This window comes from Rivularia sp. PCC 7116, from assembly GCF_000316665.1.
GTDB lineage: Bacteria > Cyanobacteriota > Cyanobacteriia > Cyanobacteriales > Nostocaceae > Rivularia.
The window spans coordinates 3,449,353-3,470,369 of record NC_019678.1 but is presented as its reverse complement, the minus strand read 5'-3'; the positions used below and the strand labels follow the sequence as shown (position 1 = coordinate 3,470,369).

11 protein-coding genes are annotated in these 21,017 nt (G+C 37.1%); 6 read left to right on the top strand and 5 right to left on the bottom strand.

The features are described from left to right. Nucleotides 1-1,171 precede the first annotated feature (1,171 nt). On the top strand, nucleotides 1,172-4,051 hold the full coding sequence (locus RIV7116_RS33845) for an EAL domain-containing protein (protein WP_232435796.1): 2,880 nt from the start codon (nucleotides 1,172-1,174) through the stop codon (nucleotides 4,049-4,051). An 82-nt stretch (nucleotides 4,052-4,133) separates the two neighbouring features. On the opposite strand, the gene RIV7116_RS13580 is transcribed toward RIV7116_RS33845, so the two are convergent. The 4 genes from RIV7116_RS13580 to RIV7116_RS13565 form a co-directional block, all read right to left on the bottom strand. Further along, nucleotides 4,134-5,765, bottom strand: coding sequence for a peptidoglycan-binding protein (locus RIV7116_RS13580; protein ID WP_015118872.1), 1,632 nt, complete (start codon nucleotides 5,763-5,765; stop codon nucleotides 4,134-4,136). 570 nt (nucleotides 5,766-6,335) lie between these two features. Continuing rightward, nucleotides 6,336-6,827, bottom strand: coding sequence for an SH3 domain-containing protein (locus tag RIV7116_RS13575; protein WP_015118871.1), 492 nt, complete (start codon nucleotides 6,825-6,827; stop codon nucleotides 6,336-6,338). Nucleotides 6,828-7,014: 187 nt separating this feature from the next. Further along, the gene (locus tag RIV7116_RS13570) at nucleotides 7,015-8,625 is read right to left on the bottom strand and encodes a peptidoglycan-binding protein (RefSeq protein ID WP_015118870.1); all 1,611 of its coding nucleotides are present in this window, start codon (nucleotides 8,623-8,625) and stop codon (nucleotides 7,015-7,017) included. A 635-nt stretch (nucleotides 8,626-9,260) separates the two neighbouring features. Next, nucleotides 9,261-10,775: an AAA family ATPase gene (locus RIV7116_RS13565; protein WP_015118869.1), complete on the bottom strand. Its 1,515-nt coding sequence runs from the start codon at nucleotides 10,773-10,775 to the stop codon at nucleotides 9,261-9,263. Nucleotides 10,776-10,926: 151 nt separating this feature from the next. Here RIV7116_RS13565 and RIV7116_RS36445 point away from each other — a divergent pair, with 151 nt between their 5' ends. The 5 genes from RIV7116_RS36445 to RIV7116_RS13545 all read left to right on the top strand — a co-directional run bounded on the left by RIV7116_RS36445 (nucleotide 10,927) and on the right by RIV7116_RS13545 (nucleotide 19,105). Further along, nucleotides 10,927-11,079 carry a hypothetical protein gene (locus RIV7116_RS36445; RefSeq protein WP_198287588.1) on the top strand — a complete coding sequence of 51 codons (153 nt, stop codon included), beginning with the start codon at nucleotides 10,927-10,929 and terminating at the stop codon, nucleotides 11,077-11,079. A gap of 671 nt (nucleotides 11,080-11,750) precedes the next feature. Then, entirely contained in the window at nucleotides 11,751-13,538 is a 1,788-nt protein-coding gene (locus RIV7116_RS13560; RefSeq protein WP_015118868.1) for a hypothetical protein, read from the top strand. 108 nt (nucleotides 13,539-13,646) lie between these two features. Next, nucleotides 13,647-14,648 (top strand): AAA family ATPase, encoded by a 1,002-nt coding sequence (locus RIV7116_RS13555; protein ID WP_015118867.1) that lies wholly within the window; start codon nucleotides 13,647-13,649, stop codon nucleotides 14,646-14,648. A gap of 204 nt (nucleotides 14,649-14,852) precedes the next feature. Beyond that, nucleotides 14,853-16,073 carry a VWA-like domain-containing protein gene (locus tag RIV7116_RS13550; protein ID WP_015118866.1) on the top strand — a complete coding sequence of 407 codons (1,221 nt, stop codon included), beginning with the start codon at nucleotides 14,853-14,855 and terminating at the stop codon, nucleotides 16,071-16,073. Nucleotides 16,074-16,822: 749 nt separating this feature from the next. Continuing rightward, nucleotides 16,823-19,105 carry a hypothetical protein gene (locus RIV7116_RS13545; protein ID WP_015118865.1) on the top strand — a complete coding sequence of 761 codons (2,283 nt, stop codon included), beginning with the start codon at nucleotides 16,823-16,825 and terminating at the stop codon, nucleotides 19,103-19,105. A 113-nt stretch (nucleotides 19,106-19,218) separates the two neighbouring features. On the opposite strand, the gene RIV7116_RS13540 is transcribed toward RIV7116_RS13545, so the two are convergent. After that, nucleotides 19,219-20,847, bottom strand: coding sequence for a mucoidy inhibitor MuiA family protein (locus RIV7116_RS13540; RefSeq protein ID WP_015118864.1), 1,629 nt, complete (start codon nucleotides 20,845-20,847; stop codon nucleotides 19,219-19,221). Between the last annotated feature and the right edge of the window lie 170 nt (nucleotides 20,848-21,017).

Here is a 21,017-nt window from a genome sequence, read left to right as displayed (position 1 = left end):
CAACAGCTATTTAAGAAATACACAGTTAGACTTGTTTATTACAGATAATGGAATAAAATAAGAAAAAAAGTGTTACAAACCTGACGTTTTTTACTCTTGTGAAGTTTTTACGCGTTTCTATATAAAGATAGAATGCCTTGCCATATTTTTACTGGAGTTAAGGTTTTATAACAAAGCAGTTTTGTTTACTAAAACTGCAATATCTAGTTTTTAGACACTTTAGGTTATAGTTGCGTGACTTTAGTATTACTATATTTTGAAGAATATTGTGTACGTAATTAGCAATTTTTGAGAAAGTAACAAATTTTACCAAGTGTTTAAAACCTATAATCAATAGTTTAGAGTGGTATTTGAGCAAAAGAGCTAAAAACATAGTCTCAGCCTATTGATAACTAACAAAATATAATATATATAAATTTATACATTTAAGTATTTTCTCTCTATACAGCAGTATAAGTTGTTTGCTATACTTTTTATTAATTGTTGTAATTGATTATAAAAACTGACTTTGGGCTGGTATTGAATCTAGTTCAAAAATTATATCCAAACAAAACTTGTTGGGATAATATGTCTCTGAGATGCTCAATTATTTGAACGCCGCATTAATCTAAATCTTATTTTGTTTCAGGCAACAACATAATATTTAGCTACAATGGTTTTAACAAACAATTAATTATATTAATCAAATATTTTAACGAGTATCAATTTAATCGTATTTTGAATTGATTACATAGTTAATTCATAAAAGAATTTATTCCATAATATAAATATATTAGAAATACAGAATAATCCCTGTTGGATAGTTAATTATTTGCCATTCTAGTTGATAATCAGTTATAAAATAGAATAATATTTAAAGTTTTGCAAATAGATACAAGATAATACTTGTTGATATATTGCTTTGTTTTTTGGATGCTTTAGCTAGGATATACTTCATTTAATATTGTAAATACAAAACATGAATACTTCATAAATAAAAGCCAATCATCATAGTATTATAATTATCAACAAATAAAGGTGTTGGTAACATAATTAGAGAACATATAATCGGCTGACAACTTTACTTTAGTATTGCGGCAAACATAAAAATAGATAGCCATCATAAAGTACCATTAAGCTGCTAATGCTTGGTTTTCTTACCTGCTTGCGAGGGAGACTAGTGTGTTCGTATATGAAAAAATATAAATTGCAAACACTGCTCAAAGTAGAAACGGCAAATACATATATCCCCTGCCGAGATTTACGTCAGGAGCTACTACTAACTTATCAAAATAAAATAAATTATGTTTCTAGCATTATTAATGAAGAAATACTATTTAAAGCAAATAATTTCGATAAACTGACATTTATTAATCCACTTTGGAAAGAGCTAACCGAATTTGCTGTTATACAGATTATTGTAAATAGTTTTCTTGATTACGTTTATCCCCGCGAATATATACAGAAATTAGAATTATTTAAAATTCTCAAAGCACAATATATAGAAGAAAGACTCCACAACACTCGCCATCAAACTCGCTACGCTAATGTTTGTCTAGTGAAAAGTTCTATAAAGGCTTTATTAAATAGTAAAGGGCAAATGATTGGTACTTCTGGTAAATTAAAAATAAATGATTTTGAAATAGAGACAGAAGATGATGCAAATAACCAATATAAAATTGATACCAAAGATGATTTAGAAGTGATTAGAGATAATAATCATACTTACATCGAAGCACTTATTAATCTAGAGAAAGCTTTGGAGACTTTTGATGGTGAAGATGAATGCTATGCAGAGATTCTCTCAATCTTAAGACTAACTTATCAGCCTAGTAGAATTTATATATGCGAACATAAAAAAAAGCCTTCGAGCGATAAATTAGTAATTAATCAGAAAGCTCAGTGGCAAGATACAGCTATTTTATCTTCAAGTAATGGGGTTTCTCTGGAAAATAAATCAGTTGAAGAAATTTTTCCAAGTTTAGCCGATAAGTTACTACGAGGTAAATTAGTTTGGAGCAATATAGCAGAAGTGAGTCTGGAAGAAAAAGCTTTTTTTGAAGCAAGAGGAATTGCCTCAATTTTACTTTTGCCTATCATCCTAAAAGGTAATTTTATCGGTTTTATAGGCTTAGAATACTGCTTAATAGATAAAGCACTGCAGTCAACAGAAATTAATTTTTTGCAGGCTATAGCAGGTGTAATTTCTCTTGCTTACAAAAACTTATTAACAGAAAAATCTTTACGTAACGATATTAAAAAATGCCAAATAATCAATTCTGAATTAAAAGATGAAGTAAATCAGCGTACTATTGAATTGCATCAAGAGATTGCTAAACACCAATGCATACAGAAAGAATTAGAAGAGTCTCTTTCTTTGCAAAAAACAACCTTAGAAACTACTACCGACGGTATTTTATTAGTAGATAGTAAAGGCTGTATTGCTGGTTACAATCATAAATTGGTGGAAATGTGGGGTATTCCCCAAAGATTAATGACATCTGGCAAATATGCACAAGTAATAGAATTCGTATCGAATCAGCTGAAAAACCCTGAAGAATTTTTTATTTCGGCTTCGCAGCTAGAAACCTATCCTAGTAATCAAATTTACGATTGGATTGAATTTAAAGATGGTAGGATATTCGAGCGTTACTCCCAACCACAATATATTGGTAGTGAAATTGTAGGTAGGGTATGGAGTTTTCGGGATATTAGCGAACGCTTTCGAGCAGAAGCAAAAATACAGCATCAAGCAAATCACGATCTTTTAACCAATCTACCTAACCGGATGCAGTTTTATCAAAGATTATTAGGTTCTTTAATCAAAGCGTCTCAAAGCAAGAGTAAACTCGCTGTATGTTTTCTGGATTTAGATAGATTCAAAACTATCAACGAAACTTTAGGTCATAAAATTGGTGACAAATTATTACAAAGTGTTGCTCGGCGTTTAAATACGTGTGTACGTTCTTGCGATACGATTGCTCGTTGGGGAGGTGACGAATTCACTTTGCTTTTATCTGAAATTGAAGATACCCGAGATGCTGCTCGTATAGCTGAAGAAATTTTGAAAGTTTTAAAGCCAGCTTTTTTGATCGATAATCATGTTTTACATGTCAGCGCTAGTATTGGGATTGCTGTTTATCTCAACCACGGAAAAGATGGAGAAACTTTAATAAAAAATGCTGATGCAGCATTGAATCGAGCAAAATTGCAAGGCAGAAATAACTATCAAATTTATAATTCGACTATTAATTCTCAAGCTTCAGAATTACTTAGTTTAGAAAACAGTTTGCATTATGCTTTGGAAAGAGATGAATTAAAGTTATATTATCAACCTCAAGTTGATATTACTACAGGAGAAATTCAGAAATTTGAAGCCTTATTACGCTGGCAACATCCTAAATTTGGGTTAATTTCTCCTAGTAAGTTTATTCCCATTGCTGAAGAAACTGGGTTAATCGTGCCTATCAGCGAATGGGTTTTAAAAGCTGCTTGCGCTCAAGCTAAAGATTGGCAAAAAATCACGGGTAGTCAGCCTGTAAGAGTAGCGGTTAATTTGTCTCCCAGACAATTTCAGCAACCAGACTTGGTTGAGACTGTGCGGCGAATATTAGCTGAGAATCAGTTATCTCCTCAATATTTAGAGTTAGAAATTACTGAAAGTGCTGCGATGCAAAATGTTGATTTCAGTACGAAAATTCTCACTGAGTTATATGATATGGGTGTTTCTATATCTATAGATGATTTTGGCACTGGATATTGTTCTTTTAATTATCTTAAGCAGTTCCCGATTCACTGTTTAAAGATTGATCGATCTTTTGTAAAAGATTTAACTAATGATACTAATGATGCTGCTATTATTACAGCCATGATTGCTTTAGCGCATGGACTGAATTTTTCTGTTGTTGCAGAGGGCGTAGAAACCGAAGAACAACGTAATTTGCTCAGAATTTTAGAATGCGAATCGATGCAGGGAAATCTTTTTAGTCCTGCTGTTTGCGATCGAGAGGCTACAGAATTATTACTCAAATCTAAATCTAGATTGATTAATACCTCTGTTTTAGCCGCTTAATAATAGCTAGGAGTTAGGAATTAAGAGTTAAGAAGTTTAAATTTCTCCTTGTCCCTTGTCCCTATCTCCTCATGAAATAATTTTAGAAATAGTCCACCCTTGCGTCGAAACCCATATCGCGTAAATATTGAGTTTGTCTTTGTGCTTCATTACGCCGCATATATTCTCCTGCGTTGACAAAATCTCCTAATCTAGATTTACCGACTCGCGCTGAAGGCACGTACTGAAGTATTGAACGGTAAGTATCTTGGTTTTGCAAAGGTACAACTATTACATAACGTTTTTCGCGGGAATTACTAAACCCTAGTTTTTTCCAAGTATTTTCGTCTACAAATCCAGTTTCGGATAATCCCTGATACCGTTGGAATGCAAGCAAACCTTCTCTTGTTAAAGCTCCGAAATAACCGGTAGGATTAGCTTTTAGTAATCCTAATTCCACTAAACGGTTTTGCAGTTTTTCAACTCTTTGATTGTTCTCGCCGGGATAAATTGGTTCAAAATCCGAACCCCCTCCCATACCTCCTCTTCCGCTTCTCAATACTTGAAATATTGTTTGAGAAGTCCGGGGATCTACATTTCCAGTCATAGGTAAACCGTAGCTTTGCTGAAATCTCATTACAGCCTCTTGAGTAGACCTATCGTAAAAGCCTGTTGGATTACCATAAAAATAACCCAATTGCTTCAAGTTTTGCTGTAAAGTTACAACTTGAGGACCCCTGCTACCAGCGGTTATGATACTTGGTGGTAAAGTGGGTGGTGAAACCGTTGGGCGGTTTGCAATTCTACCCCAAGTGACTGAATCTACCGTTCCAGTAACGGGAAGACGATTATCTTGCTGAAATCTGACTACAGCATTTCTAGTAACTTCACCAAAATAGCCGGTAGGATTTCCGTTAAAGTAATTTAAATCTTTCAATCTTTGCTGTAGCTGTCTTACCCATTCGCTTCTACAACCAATGCGAATAATCTCTCTGTTATAATCGCAAAAACGACCGGGACGATTTGTATTGCCGGGTGGATTAGGTCGTCGCCGGTTCAATGCTAAACGCATTGCTCGTTGAGTTTGAGGACCAAAAACACCAATTGGACTTATACCATTTTGTTGTTGAAATCTAATAACTGCACTTTTGGTTAGTCCGCGAAATCTACCGGTTATGGGGCCATTATAAACGCCTAAAGTTTTTAAATTCCGCTGTAATCTTCTTACCTCAGCACCATCACAACCGCTTCTAAGCCCGCGCTGACAATCACTTGCAGAAACAGTTGTAGCTCTGCGATCACATTTGCGTTGTAATGCAGCTTGTGTTCTGGGGCCAACCTTTCCGATATCAGATATTCCATTAGCTCGCTGAAATTTTCTTACAGCAGCTTCGGTCATTGAACCAAAATTACCGTTTGTTGGGCCATTATAATGACCTAATCTTCTCAAGCAACTCTGGACATTCCTGACTTCGGAATTATTATCTCCCCTCTGTAAACCAAAAACTACGTCTGAACTTCCCAGTATTGTTAGAGTTGTAACAACAGATATTAAAGGTAAAGCAAGTCTGCTATTGTTGGGCATTTTCTCACAGATATCGGCAAACAACTTGAAATCAAATATTACGGGAACAACCCGATTGTTTAGGGATGCTTCCACGGCTAAATCATGGCAGTCAGAACCGTTTCTTTTCATCGTTTTTAAGTGAAATAAATTCCCTGTTATAGTATTCATCTCACAGGAAAATTTTTTGCAGTTTATATGAGTAGTTTTTGACAAACTACTATAGCTAGCGATTATTTACAAGATGCTATTCGTAATTTTTTACCTAAGATAATGCAATATTTATTACTATCATTACCAGCTATGTCTTTCTAAGACGCTACTCTTTCTATTAATGGCTACTAATTGCAATTAAAATTCACAATTTGAATATCTAAGAATCCTCAAATGCACATACAATTAGACATTGATATTTCTGGCATTACATGCACCCATACAAAATATACCAGATATTAGGATCGAATATATTGTCTATCAAAGTAATTACACATAATTTTTATATAGTATATGTATCAATTATACATTAATAGATTTTAAATTCTAAAGTAAATAATCTTTTTTTAACTTTTAGATAAAACCGTATTAAATCTAATTTAAGTAAAGAGTAAAACACACTGTATTAATACTATAATTTTCAGCACATTTGTTTAATATTATCAGCTACCGAAAATTGCCTTGTTAGTCTAACTATTTTGTCGCGAAACCAATATATAACTGAACTCAGTGCTTAGAAGAAACTGATTATTCTACTTTTTTTGTATTGCCCGCTTTTACCCAAGCCTCTTTTCCACTACCTTCAATGCGAATTTTTTGCCAAGTTTTATCATTACTTAATTCTAGAACTACAACTTTTGCATTAAACCCAATACCACCAAGACGTTCTGCATTAAGTTTTGGTTCCGCTCTCAAAATTAGACCTTGAGGCCAGGTTACTGTAGCAGGATAAGCACCAGGAGGTAATGGTTTTTCTTCTTCTGCTAATGGTGATTCTATAGGAGTAGGTTTTGGTTTTGAAGTGGTTTTGGCACTCGAATTAGCAGCAGTTGTTGCACCCGGTGTCGGAGCTTTTGCAGCTTGAGCTTTCACCGCAGCTTTATCATTAGAAAAAACGGGTTTAGGAGGATTGATAGAAGTTCTATTCATAAAATAAATTGCAAGCGCTGCACTACCACCTACTAGAATAGTCATCGCCAGGAAAACGCCAAGTATGATTTTGAGTATGTTAGATAACATCGTAAATACCTCTTCCCAAAAGCTAGAGTTATAAAGTTGTAAGTGAAAAATTATAACTCTTAAATATTAAATTCTCAATCATTATTGCATGTATGTTGAGTTGTAAGGTATTGGCAATAGGTAATAAGTAGCGGGTAATAGGTAATAAGTTTTTCTTCCTGTTGTATATCTCCTATTACCCAATTACCTAAAGTTTTTCTGTAGATATTGCCCGCGCATTAAAACCGCGATCGCGTAGATATTGAGAGTATTTTTGCGCCCCTTCTGGGTATTGAAACTCTCCTACCTGGACGTACTTGCCTAATTTGGAATTACGGATATAAGCATCGGGTACGATACGTCGTACTTCATCTAAAGTGTACTGACTGGTTACTGGTATAACTACAGCATAGCGATTTTCCGATTTACCTAATGCTTTCCAAGTTTGCGAATCTACAATACCGTTGGGTGGTAATTCGTTGTTAAGCTGAAATTTTTTTACAGCTTCCCAAGTTGTACTTCCAAAATAACTTGTGGGATTGTTTTTGAAATAGCCCAGTTCTCGCAATATGCGCTGAACTATGATGACGCAATCGTTGTTGTCACCTCTTTGAAGAACGGGTTTATTACATTTATTCGATATTTTTACTGTAGGCTTCCTAGGAGTTTCGATTCGCTGCCAAGTTTGCGGTCCCACAGCACCATCGACAAGCAATTTATTGTCTCGCTGGAATGGTTTTACGGCTTCTACAGTTTTGGAATCATAATTACCGTTGGGGTTAGATGAGAAATAACCCCATTGGCGTAATCTAGTTTGCAGGTATGCCACATAACGATTTTTATCGCCAAATCGTAGAGTCGGGCATTTGCCGTTGCTGCAAGAACCGATAGCCAGAGGCAAAATTTTATTAGATGGGGGTTTTGCTGACTTTAATTGTTGAATTGCTTTATCAATAGCTTGTTGAGTCTTTGCACCAACAATTCCATCGGCAGTTAATCCCTTATCTTTTTGGAATCTGATTGTTACATCTCTGGTATAAGGACCGAAATAACCAGTAATCTTACCTTTGAAATAATTCAATCGCTGCAAACGCTTTTGTAATGATGCAACTTCCGCGCTTCTGGAACCCAGACGAAGAGTAAAGTTTTCACCACCAATACCGAAATTAGTCTCTTTGGTTAAACTTTGCTTGAGGGCGGAAAAAGTCGTTGAGCCAACGATTCCATCAACGGTTAAATTCTTATCTTTCTGAAATTTAATGACAGCATCTTTAGTGATTGGCCCAAAATAACCGCTAGGATTGCCAACAAAGTAGTTTAATTGCTTTAAATCTTGCTGAAGTTTTTTAACAGTTTGATTGCGACTGCCAAGTTGAAGTACGTCTGCTTGTTTAGTTTGCTTACTCGCTGACGATTGAGTCAAACATTTAGATTGGAGATTTTTTTGTGTATCGCTGCCTACAATACCATCAATTCCGAGTCCGTTATCTTTCTGAAACTTAATTACAGCATTTTTAGTTATCGAACCGTAATAACCAGTTGCTGAACTATTGAAATAGCCTAATTCTTTTAAGCACTTTTGAATAGTTGTAACCGACGCACCTTTATTTCCATATTTTTCTAATGCTAAAGCTTGTCCGATACTGCTTAAAAAGAATAAGACAAGCGATATAGATAAAAAACTTATTGTAGCGAAGCTAGACTTATTTTTTCTATTGATTTCACTAAAAGCATTAAAATCAAATAAAAAAGGAACAAATTCGATATTTTCTTCTGCTTCATAGCTTAAAGCAGCATGAGTATAAGCAATATTTTCCATAATTGAATGAAGTATGATGGGTTGATTAGTTATTTACGAGGCGCGGAAAAATAGCGAACCGAGCGTTAAGTAATCATCCCTGATGTATTTAATCATGAATAAAATAGTTAATTAAATTGATGAAGATGTTATTACTAGTTCAGAAAATAGTTAAAAATAAATTAGTTATTAAAAACTTTATACTAATTAAATCATGATACATATAATTGACTATGCATTACTATTTATATCTAGAGTGAGTATCGCACAATACTTACTATCAATAAAATCAGTTTTTATAAAGATTATAAGTTGAACAAATTAAACTTTGATAAAGAAATCTGATTTTTGAGAACCCGAGACGTAAATATTATTCATGAAAGAAATTGTAACTTACGACCCAGATTCCCACTTCAAGAAATACAGTATATTACTGCAAAATAATTCTTTAGATAACAAAAACTAGACCGGAAAACTTACGCAATAGTATCACAAAATATCCGAGTAAATATGTGATAGTTATTACTTGCTACTAGTTGTTATTTTATTGAAATAAATAATTATAAAAGCATTAAGCATGTAAACCTAGGAGAGAGGAAATGAAAGGGAAAATTAAACTTCCGTCCCTTCAATTCCTAGCTCTTCAAATTTTATTCTTACTGCAACTGTCTTTGAATCCTATCGTTCAAGGGGTTGTGCTTTGAGGCTAGACGTGCCCTTCCTGAAGCAGCCCATTGACGTAGCTGCTCGATTTTTTCTTGAGCAGTTCTGGCTAAAGGTATAATCTGACTGGCAGCTTCTAAAATATCGTCTGTAGTAAAATCGCGGTTTTGGCTGAAGCCAATGTGCATGGCTTCAATTAATGTTTGCTCAATTTCCGCGCCGGAAAAATCGGGTGTTTCGTAGGCTAATCTGTCAATGTCGTATTCTTTAATATTGTGGGGGCGCAATCGCGATAAATGCACGTTAAAAATGGCTTTTCTTTCTTCTTGGATGGGTAAACCGACAAAGAATATTTCATCAAATCTACCTTTACGTAGTAATTCTGGCGGTAATTCTTGAATCTCATTGGCTGTGGCAACTACAAATACGGGTGAAGTTTTTTCTGCCATCCAGGTGATAAAGGTACCGAATACTCTACTAGTGGTTCCTCCGTCGCCTTTGCTACCAAGCCCGGAAAATGCTTTATCTATTTCATCTATCCACAAAATGCAAGGTGCAAGGGCTTCGGATACCTGTATCATTTGACGGGTGCGGGATTCCGATTCACCGACTAAACCGCCAAACAATCTTCCTACATCCAAACGTAGTAAAGGTAAATGCCAGTGATGGGCTATGGCTTTAGCGGTTAATGATTTACCGGTACCTTGAATTCCTACTAATAGCAAACCGCGAGGATGGGGTAAACCGTATTGTCTGGCTTTTTCGCTGAAACCACCGCCTCTTCTTAATAACCAATCTTTGAGGTTATCCAATCCACCAATGTCAGAAATTTGTTCTGTGGCGGGAATAAAATCGAGGATTTGAGTTTGGCGGATGGTTTGACGCTTTTCCTGTAAAACTAATTCCACGTCATCCGATTGTAATTCTCCACGTGCAGCGATCGCTCTGGACAAAACCCGGCGAATTCTCTCCATACTCAAGCCTCTGGCTGCCCGCACTAATTCATTTAAAACTTGATTTGGTAGAGAATTATTAGTCGCGGTTAATAGTTTTTCGATTTCGGTTTGGATTTCTGTACTGTTGGGTAAAGCGAATTCTACCACTGTCAGCACTTCAGCTAAATCGTCGGGAATGGCAACCCGTGGCGAGAGTAAAACAATATTTTTTGGTTGCGATTTTAGTAAGCGTGCTAAATTGCGGAGTTTGCGGGAAATGGCTACATCATCTAAAAACCGATGAAAATCCCGAAGAATTAATACAGCCGGTGCGGAGGCGTGTAACTTTTCTACAAATTCTAAAGCTTGTAATGGGTTGCGTCTTCCAAAACCCTCGTCGTTAGGATTACCTTGATAACCATCTACAAAATCCCAAGTGTATACCTGACGATTACCTTGTTTGGCTGCTTCTTCTCTAATTACGGCTTCTAAACGCTCTTCTTCGTGAGTAGGAATGTAAATTAAGGAGTAGCGAGCGCGTAATAGTAATTTAAACTCTTCGCGGAATGTCATAGTTGTTTTTTTAGTTGTTTATTTTATTGTTTAGGTTTTTATTGCGTTTGGTAAATAAGAATGATTAACCGCACGCGATCGCTCTCTCAATAACACAGTACAAATACTCGGTATTGGGCTTGGTGGTGGTGCAATTATTTCCGGTATAATTGTGCAACATATCGAGAAAATCAACCAACCTGTAGATTTAAATTTATCTTTTAATAAACCACTACATCCGTTTTACGCTTCTTTATTTATCAGCATTGCAGCAACTTTATTCTTTACTGCTGTAGGTTGGCTGATAGCTAATAGGAAAAAATAGCTAATCAAAATTCTTCCTCCGCTTCTTTTCAAATCCTTACTTTAAGACTGATTGATTTCACATCTTGCACCAATTGCAATAATCGGAGGCAGAGCCTCTAAAAGCTAGTTCCCAGGCTCAGACTGGGAACCAGGTTAAGCCTGGGGACTAGGTTAAAGGCTCATAAGCTAAGTGCGTTAAAACGCACTGAAAACTCAAACCTTTTCCCAGTCGTCTTTAGACGACTTTGTATATTAGCTTGGGAATTTATTCCTAAGCGAGAATATAGAAGATGTTAAAAATAATTCAAATTACATCAATAGTTGACTGATTGATTAAAAAAAAAAAGGAGAAAAAGAAATATGAATACTTGTTTTTCGTAAATATTATAAGTATCCATAAACACTTTGTATGCGACAAGTCATTATCAAATTTATGCTGGCTAAACTTACCTATAATTTTCTTTATATAAACTTTGTACAATTTCGATTTAGCTATTCAAACGTGACAATTGAGTCTATTTATCTAAGTAATTTAAAGATAATTATTTTATTAAAGTAACTTAAATAACTCTTAATTTTCTATAGTCAAAGTAATTTACTACTAAGCATAAAAATGTAGCTTTTTTACTAGAAATTACTATAAATAACAGAATAAAATAATACATCTAAGCAAGAGGTAGGTTAGCACTCATGTACCCAACCCCAGAACAACTTGCAGCTGACGAAACGACTCCACCAAATAAGCTGAGAATTCTTGCTTATGAAAGTGTAGAACTTGCAAGGTTAGTAGCTACAAATCCCAGCGCAGAACCGGATTTATTAGGGGAGTTGGCATCGAGTGAAGATAAGGTTACTCGTGAAGGTGTGGCAAAAAATCCCAATACACCAACTGACGTACTGTTGAAATTAGCGGGGGATTTTCCTCAACAATTTTTCTCGAATCCGGTTTTATCCCTATTAATGTTAGAAAATCCCAATTTAGCAACAGATATATCATATTGGTCTTTGTTAAAACTGTTAAAACAGGATGATGCACCAGAATGGTTCTTAGCTTGTGCGGCAATGCATGCCAATTCTTTGGTATTGGAAGCTGTAGCCAAACACAAACATGCTTCAGAACAAGTTCTGGTACAACTGGCAATTAAGAGTAGGTACGATCCAGAATTGGGTTTATGTATTGCACAACGCAAAGATGTATCGCAAACAGTTTTGGAAAAGTTAGCTCAACATGGTGCGGGTTCGGTTCGTTTGCATCTGGCTACATATCCAAAAATTCCTGTCAGGGTTTTGGAAATTTTAGTGGAAAATCCAGAACCGAACTGGAATTTAAGGGTAGCTATTGAAACTAGTATTGCCAAAAATCCCAACACGCCGCTAAATGTTCTCCAAGCATTAATTAAGGTACCTTACACCAAAGTTAAGAACGCGATCGCAAAACGTTCCGATTTAACAAAGCATCTGATAATCGAATTGGCAATGGATTATCGGGTACATACGATGAATTTTCTGCCCCAAAATCCTCACATTCCCAGCAGTTGGTTAGAGGAAATGGCAGAACATCCCAACGAAAGAGTGCGTCAAATGGTGGCAAGGCATCCCAATACACCAGCGCATTTACTTGTACTAGCGGCAAATAATTTGGAACTACGGCAGTTTGTAGCTGAAAATCCAAATACCCCTGCATCTACACTTCAAGAATTGGCAATGGATAGCCGGGGAGATATACAGGCTGCTGTAGCAAGAAATGCCAATACTCCAGGCTATGTCTTGGATATATTGGGTAGCACTCCGTTTCATGACTTGTTGTTAGCGCGTCATCCGAATACTTCAAGCAGTACTTTGCAAAAAGTATTGTGGCGTTTGGCATTGGATGAGCGTTTATCTGTTCGCAAATATGTAGCCCAGCACAACCAGGCACCAGTGTCTATTTTGACGCAGTGGGCTAAAAGTTCGCCGGAATTACGCCCGTGGATTGCCTCAAATTTTCGCACTCCATCCAGGATTTTAGAAGAACTTGCCAAAGATACATCCAAAGATGTGCGTTATGGTGTGGCAAAAAATATTAACACTCCTCCCCACATTTTGAAAAAACTGGCTGAAGATTGGCGATTGGAAGTGCGTCAAGCTGTGGCTCAAAATCCTCAAACGCCTGGGGATATTTTAGAAATTTTAATTAAAGATTGGCATTTACGTTCGTTTATTGCTCAAAACCCCAACACCCCTGCAACAGCATTAGAGCAACTCACGCAATTCTTCCGATACGACTGGTATATAGTACAGCATCCTAACAGCCCACCTCAATTGCGGCAGAGGTTATTAGAAGAATTTTCTACCAGTGTTGTCGAAACCGAAAGACTATTTGTCGCCAGACATGCAGACACTCCTGTAGAAATTTTAGAACATCTTGCCGAGGATGAAGACCCCGTTGTTTCCAAATCTGCAAAGCGCTCCTTGAGGAAGAGAGGAGAGAGGGGGTAGAGGGGGGAGAAAAAATCTTTATTCTCAACAACTAACTCCTAACCACTAACTACTAACTACTAACTACTAACTCTTAACTACTAACCACTAACTCCTAACTGAAATCTTATGACTCCCAGCGAACTCAAAGTATTTTTAGAGCAGCTCCTAACTAATAATATTCAAATCAGTACGATGATTTGGGGACCTCCCGGTATTGGAAAGTCTAGTATTGTTGGTCAATTAGCAAAAGAAAGCGACATTGATTTTGTAGATGTACGGCTATCTCAGTTAGCACCTACTGATTTACGGGGTTTGCCGGTTGCCGAGAGCGGTATTTCTAAATGGTTTCCACCGGAATTTTTGCCTCGTAAAGGTAAAGGTATATTATTCCTTGATGAATTGAATATGGCTCCTCCGGCAATGCAGGGAGTAGCGCAACAGCTAATTTTAGACCGCTGTGTAGGTTCCTACGAAGTTCCGGATGGTTGGTATGTATGGGCAGCAGGGAACCGCAAAGAAGATCGTGCTGCTGTATTTGATATGCCTTCACCTTTAGCAAATAGATTTTTGCATCTGGAAGTACAGCCAGATTTTGACAGCTTCAAAGCTTTTGCTTTAGATAAAGGAGTACACGAGCAGATAATCGCTTTTCTTTCTTTCCGTACAACTTTATTGCATAAAATCGACCCCCAACAGCCAGCTTGGCCTTCTCCTCGTTCTTGGGTAATGGCAAGTGCGTTACATTTTGCCGGTTTAGACATTAATCCAGCAGTTGGTACTGCTGCTGCAACTGAGTTTTCTTCATACATTTCGATGTACGAAAATCTACCTAATTTGATTGCGATTTTGTCAGGTAAAGGCGAAAGCATTCAATTTCCTAAAGAACCTAGTGTCAGATATGCAACGGTAATTGGCTTAACAGTACGTGCCGAGAATGCAAATCAAGCCCTTAATGCCTTCAACTGGTTAAATCAAGTTGCAGCAAACGAATGGGTAAGACTTTTTGCTGTTGACTTATCGCGAACTATGGAAAGTAAAGGCAAGCGAGGAGTTTTAGCTAATTTATTAAGTAAAGAACCAGAATTCAAGAAACTACTGCAAGAGTATCTAGAATCGCAGAAACCTTAAACAGGTCAAAGGTTAAAGGTTAAAGGTAAATGTTAGTTAAATTTATGCTTTCACCTGAATAAATGCAGTCAGTCAAGTTTTTATTATTAACTGTTAATGCTGTTAGTAATTCTTAATTCTTAACTCTTAACTAGTGACTTTTAACTCCTCACCTTTGACCTTTGACTTTTAACCTTTAACCTTACTTATTCCTAACTCTTTATCATGACTGAAGATATTCAAAAAAGTATCAGCGCGTCTTTGTTACGCTTGCAAACAAAATCGCCTTTTTTCGCAACTTTGGCGATGTTTGCTCGTTTTGTTCCTACAGAAAAATTACCAACTGCGGCAACTGATGGTAAAGATATTTTTTATAATGTAGAGTTTTTGTTATCTTTGCCACCAAAACAACTTGATGGGGTTTTACTACACGAAGTGCTTCATGCAGCGCTGCTTCATGTACCGCGTCGGGGTGTGAGAGATGCTCAGTTGTGGAATATTGCTGCTGATATTGTAATCAACGGTATGATTGCGGCTCATGGTTTTGAGTTACCCGAAGGAACTTTAAGAGAAGTTAATTTAGAAAATTTAAGTGTTGAAGAAGTTTATGAAATTCTGCTTCAAGATGCCGATAATGCCCCACAATTAACCAATCCAGATTTACTTGATAGCCCACCAGAAGATGCTGGTGGTTCCCAACAACAAGGTAGTCAAGGAGAAAGTCAGGAAGGCGAAGATAAGGAAGGGAAAGGACAAAGTTCTCCAAATAATTCCCCAACAGGGGATAGTATGTCCCAAGCTAAAAAAGCCACAATGGAAGCTCATTGGCGGAATGCGATGCAGCAAGCTGCTACTGTGGCTCGCACTGCGAATAAAGGTAGTCTTGGGGGAGGAGTAGAGCGAGAATTAGAAACTTTAAATTCTGCTCAAATTGATTGGCGCTCTTACCTTTGGCGATATTTAGTACAAACTCCTACTGATTTTTCTGGCTTTGATAGGCGCTTTATTGGACGCAGGCTGTATCTAGAAAGTTTGCAAGGGGAATCGATTCGCGTTTACCTGGCTTTGGATACCAGTGGCTCAATTGATACAAAATTGTTAGGTTTGTTTTTCTCGGAAGTGCAGGGTATTTTAAGTTCTTACCCACATATCAAATGTGAGTTTTATTACGTTGATGCTGAAGTTTACGGACCTTACGAAATTAATGCCGATTCCATGCCGCCGAAGCCCCAAGGTGGCGGCGGTACGTCATTTGTACCTTTCTTTGATAAAGTTGCTCAAACATGGGATGGGCAAACCCAGGGAGTATGCGTTTATTTGACTGATGGGTACGGTAATTTTCCCGATAAAGCACCAGAATTACCAGTTTTATGGGTAGTGACTCCGGGTGGTTTGGCTTTAGAAGAATTTCCTTTTGGGGAAGCTGTGCGGTTGTTATCTGTTTAAATACGGAATAGGGAATTGGTAATTGGTAATTGGTAATTGGTGATATTAAGTTCGGTTAATTGCTTGTAAAAGGACAAATGCCTTTGTTCGCCGTGCGGAGCAATTCAAAGAGATAGCATTTTTCAGTTGAATCTAATACACTCGAAACCTCACCCCGTCCTATTCTCCTTAATAAGGAAAGAGAAGGGGTGAGGTTTAATTTATATTCCAATAAGCGTGAAAGCGCTATTTTATAATTGCTTTGTAAATTGCAACACCAGCAGTAGAAGAAAGAGATATTATGACAAATTGTATTCAGACTCCAAAAGCAAAACAGTTTATTTTTAATAAAGAATAAGGAAAATCCTTATTTGTCTGTAAAGTGCTGTAACTATCATCAATGGATTATATATTTACCTTAATGATGTAACTAGCTAATATCGCTTTCTTCCTCAGTTTCCTGATTTCTCTTTGTCGATTTATTCTTTCCAGACTATTTAATACTGCATACCAAGCACGGGAATAGCTAATATTTTATAAATTTAGTTGGTATCGCTACTGAAAACAATCCTAAATCCAGAGAATATTTATATAATTCGATATACTTTAAACTTATGCAAATGTGTTTCGCATCACTTTATTTAGTTAAAAACTACAATTGGTATTGCAATATTTACTCTTGACCAATTCTGTATAAATACGAGAAATTATATAATAGTCAGCTTCAGAAAATATACATTTTATTCTATATCATTGATTAATTATTCGCTATGGCTAATCGTTTATCACACCCGAATTTATCACAACTTCGGCAAGAAGCAGCAAGCGAAAATATTTCGCCACAGCGATTAGAAGAGCTATCAAATATTAATATTGAATTAACAAGAATTGTAGCGAATAATGCAAATACTGCTCCAGATTTTTTGCGGAATTTGAGTAGTGAATCGGATAGAATTATTCGGGCAAATATTACCGGTAATCCCAACACGCCAACAGACATTTTATTCGAGTTGGGTGCAGATTTTCCCCAGCAGCTATTAGAGAATCCGGTGTTTTCTTTACTGCTGCTAGAAAATCCCAACTTTGTCGCTGATATTCCTGTTGCTACCTTGCTTTCTTTGTTAAAAATTGATGAGGTTTCACCCCAGTTTCTACAATTAGCCAGCAATCATGATGATGTGGAAGTGCTATTAACCATCGCCATGAATTCTAAAACACCGTTATACGCTTTGCAGGCATTGACGAAAGTACAAAATATAGAAGTTGTTGAAGCTGCGAAGTTGCACGTTACTTTAGCTGGAGAAATGCCGCAGGGATGGCATGAAACTGCAATCTCGGCAATGCAAACTACAAATTTACCACGCGATCGCCAATCTGAAATGTATCTTTGGGCAATTGGTGCGGTGCCGGAATATCTGCTAAAAACCCTTGATGCTGAGGTGCGTTTGCATATTGCAGAAAGTTCCAACACTTCGGAACAAATTTTGGAAAATTTGGCTGGGGATAGTTATAGTCGAGTGCGGGCAATGGTTGCTCAAAATCCTCGTACTCCGATAAAAATTGTTGAAGATTTAATGGGAGATGTTAGCGATATTGTACGAGAAGCGGTTTCTTATCATCCCCATACACCTTTAACTTTACACCAACAGTTTCAAATCCAATTAGAAGCAACTGAAAATCCAGTCACATCGGTTGATATTCTCAGACAACTTTCTACAAGTCAATGGATGCGGATTCGTTTGGGTGTTGCAGCACATTCCAATACTCCTGGGGATGTGTTGTTACGATTAGCTAGCGATGAGGATATCATGGTACGCAAAGCTGTAGCGCTAAACGTAAATTCAACCGCAGAAGCCTTAGAGCAATTAGCTACAGATAATAATGATGCTTGGATTAGTAAAATTATCGCGGCTCACCCCAATAATCCGGCAACCAATAGTTTTGATGGGCAGAAAACTACAATACACGACTATATAAATACAGCCCGCGCTCAAGGTATACCAATTATGCCAGCATACGCCGTTTACGATCCAAACTTATTAACGGCAATGGCAGAAAGTAGTAATTATGATACCCGTCAAAGAGTCGCACAGCATCCTAATACTCCGATTCGCGTTTTAGAGCAACTTGTTGATAAAGAAAATAATTCGATTTTAGAAACTGCCTTAAGTAATCTATCCCGTAATTCCAAAACACCCGATAGTACTTTACAATGTCTAGCGCAAACTTCCGATTTAAAAGTTTGTACTGCTGTAGCTCGTCATCGCAATACTTCTAGTAAAACACTCGTACAGTTAGCAAAACATCATCGTTGGGAAGTACGTACCATAGTCGCGAAAAATCTCAAAACTCCCCTCGAAGCTCTTATACAACTGATTCAAGACAAACATGCAACGGTAAGAGAAGCAGCAATAAACAATCCTTACGCTCCCTCAAGCATCTTAGAAGAGCTTAGCATTCTTAAAAATCCCAACACATCTGGGCAAACTCTTAATCAACTTGCTAACAGTAAATGCGTAATAACACGTCAGGGGGTTGCACGTCATCCCAATACGGACAAAAATTTGCTCAAGCAGTTAGCAGAAGACAAAATTAGTATGGTACGTTTGGGTGTCGCAGAAAATCCCCATACTCCTAGTAGTTTGTTAGAGCTATTAGCAATAGATAAAGATAATCAAATTGTTGTCGCTGTTGCTTCTCATCCCAACACGTCTTTGAATATTCTTGAACAACTAGCCATTTTAGGAAAGCCAGATAATCAAATTAAACAAGCAGCAGCCAAAGCTTTGATAAATCGTTTTCCAGATAAACTCGGTAAAAACTTAGCAGACTGTATTACTTCTTTCACTCCAATATTTACCCGCTTGCTCGTTTTCTTAAATCCTTCCACACCAAGCGAAATATTAGCGCAAAATATTTATTCTTCATCGTGGTTAGAAAGATACGCAATCGCTCAAAATCCCAATACCCCCACCGAGATACGCGCAGCTTTAGCCCGCGACGGGAATCGAGTTGTGCGTGCAGCAGCAAAAAATCAGGGGGAGAGGGGGTAGAGGGGGGAGAGAGGGGAGAAATGATGTTGAATTTATGCCCTATTAACAATTACCAATTACCAATTACCAATTACCAATTCCCAATGCCCTATTCCCTATTCCCCATTCCCAATTCAAATATCTAATCCCACTACTTTTAATTGCGGTGGATGCTCTACGGTAAATTGATAATAAATTTCTTGTTCTTCTTGTGGTTTAAGAATTAAATTCCATTCTAAGATTCCCATTTCACCAAGTTGAATTTGGGGATTTGTACGGTTGAGACGTATTTTTATTTGTTCATTGCGACTAACTGGCAGTTGTTCGATAAGCTCTAATTGCGCTTGTGTATCGAGCAAGTTATTAACCTGCAATCGATATGCATAAGTTATTTTGCGAACATTACTAATAAACCTTTTATCTACTTCACGCTCAATTAAATCGCGTTTAATTTTTACACCTTCGTCAATTCCCAAATTTAATTTAAATTCTTCACCCGGTACAGTATTTTCTAATTCAGAAGTGCCAACAAAGATATTATCGCGAAAAATATTGGCTTTTCCGGGTAACAAAGTTGCACCATGAGAATTATTTTTAACTTTGGCTTGTAAATAAGCAAAACTTACCAAACGCGGCATTGCTATATAGCTAAAATCACAAGAATAATCATCTTGAAAAATTGTAGTTTTATGAGGTGCACCGTCGCTAGGTATATTTCCGTTGCTATCCAAATTAAAAGTAACTACATTTCCTTCTCGGGATACTTCTGCTGTAGTTACTTCTGCTTCAACTATTCTCTTTTCTAACTCTGCAATTTCCCCCGAGAAATTCTCATCTTCAAACTCAAAGCCGCGAGATTTTGCAGCGATTGGCGCAGCAGCAAACTTTTTTGCTCTTCGAGGATTTACTAGAGTTTGCTCAATATCAACATACCAAGGTTTGAACTTCGGTGGTAACGTACCGCTGCCCGGTTTGGCTGTAGAAAGAGTTAAATTTACATTTGTCCAATCTTCGCCGGTGCTTTGAATTATCTGCGCTAGGTATCCTAAATTGACGTTTTTACTTTTACTATCTACTCGGATATCGTAAAGCGGTTTCCAACTAGCGCGATTGACTACATAAGACACTTCTAACTCAAATTCTCCCGCACCAGTACTATCAATTCCTATAGTCAAATTAAAACTTTCCTGGGGCGATGGTGACTTAGTTTCTTTCAAAGAAGCGTATAACACTTCTAACTGCTTCTGTAATTCCCGTTGCTGATTTTTGTAATCTTCTGTCGCGATCGCATATTCTGTATACTGACTGCCAAGAAAGTTGACTAAATCCAAGGTTTCGCTCAAGCTAATGCTTTTACGCGCCAAGCTAATCGAAAATTGCTCTTCAGTTTTCTCTCGCAAACCTTCGATAAACCGAGATTGTAGCGCCAAAGCATCCATCTGGGCTTGAAATTGCCGTTTTTGCGCTTCTAACTGCTCAATTTGTTGATTTAACTGCGATACCCGTGCCACTACCGATTCAGTTGTGTAAATACGCTCTGTATTCACACCCAACAAACGCACAGCCACATTACCTTTACCCCTAACCCGTACCGATTCCGTATTAATAGTTACTGGCAGTTGGGAGACTATCAACTCTTTCTCCTGTCCGCTTAGCTCCACTACACCACGGCGAGTTACCAAGGCTTGATTTGTGTAAACAGCAACTGCGATAACATCTGTTTCTACGACTTTACGCTGAGATGGTATTTCCTGGTTAACCACTGCCAGTTTTTCCTTAATTGCGAACGGTTATGCAGGTTAATTGTTAATCGACATTAGCTTAATCGTCAATATGGTTTGCAATGTTTCACAAGGGTGGGGCTTGAAGAGGGCTTTCCATCTATGTCTATATTTATACTTCCTATATTCTGCACTATGCCCTGCTTTTGTTA

Excerpts from the sequence above, each read along its gene's own strand:
- RIV7116_RS33845 (WP_232435796.1), top strand. The coding sequence starts at position 1,172 with ATGAAAAAATATAAATTGCAAACACTGCTCAAAGTAGAAACGGCAAAT.
- RIV7116_RS13580 (WP_015118872.1), bottom strand. The coding sequence starts at position 5,765 with ATGAATACTATAACAGGGAATTTATTTCACTTAAAAACGATGAAAAGA.
- RIV7116_RS13575 (WP_015118871.1), bottom strand. The coding sequence starts at position 6,827 with ATGTTATCTAACATACTCAAAATCATACTTGGCGTTTTCCTGGCGATG.
- RIV7116_RS13570 (WP_015118870.1), bottom strand. The coding sequence starts at position 8,625 with ATGGAAAATATTGCTTATACTCATGCTGCTTTAAGCTATGAAGCAGAA.
- RIV7116_RS13565 (WP_015118869.1), bottom strand. The coding sequence starts at position 10,775 with ATGACATTCCGCGAAGAGTTTAAATTACTATTACGCGCTCGCTACTCC.
- RIV7116_RS13560 (WP_015118868.1), top strand. The coding sequence starts at position 11,751 with ATGTACCCAACCCCAGAACAACTTGCAGCTGACGAAACGACTCCACCA.
- RIV7116_RS13555 (WP_015118867.1), top strand. The coding sequence starts at position 13,647 with ATGACTCCCAGCGAACTCAAAGTATTTTTAGAGCAGCTCCTAACTAAT.
- RIV7116_RS13550 (WP_015118866.1), top strand. The coding sequence starts at position 14,853 with ATGACTGAAGATATTCAAAAAAGTATCAGCGCGTCTTTGTTACGCTTG.
- RIV7116_RS13545 (WP_015118865.1), top strand. The coding sequence starts at position 16,823 with ATGGCTAATCGTTTATCACACCCGAATTTATCACAACTTCGGCAAGAA.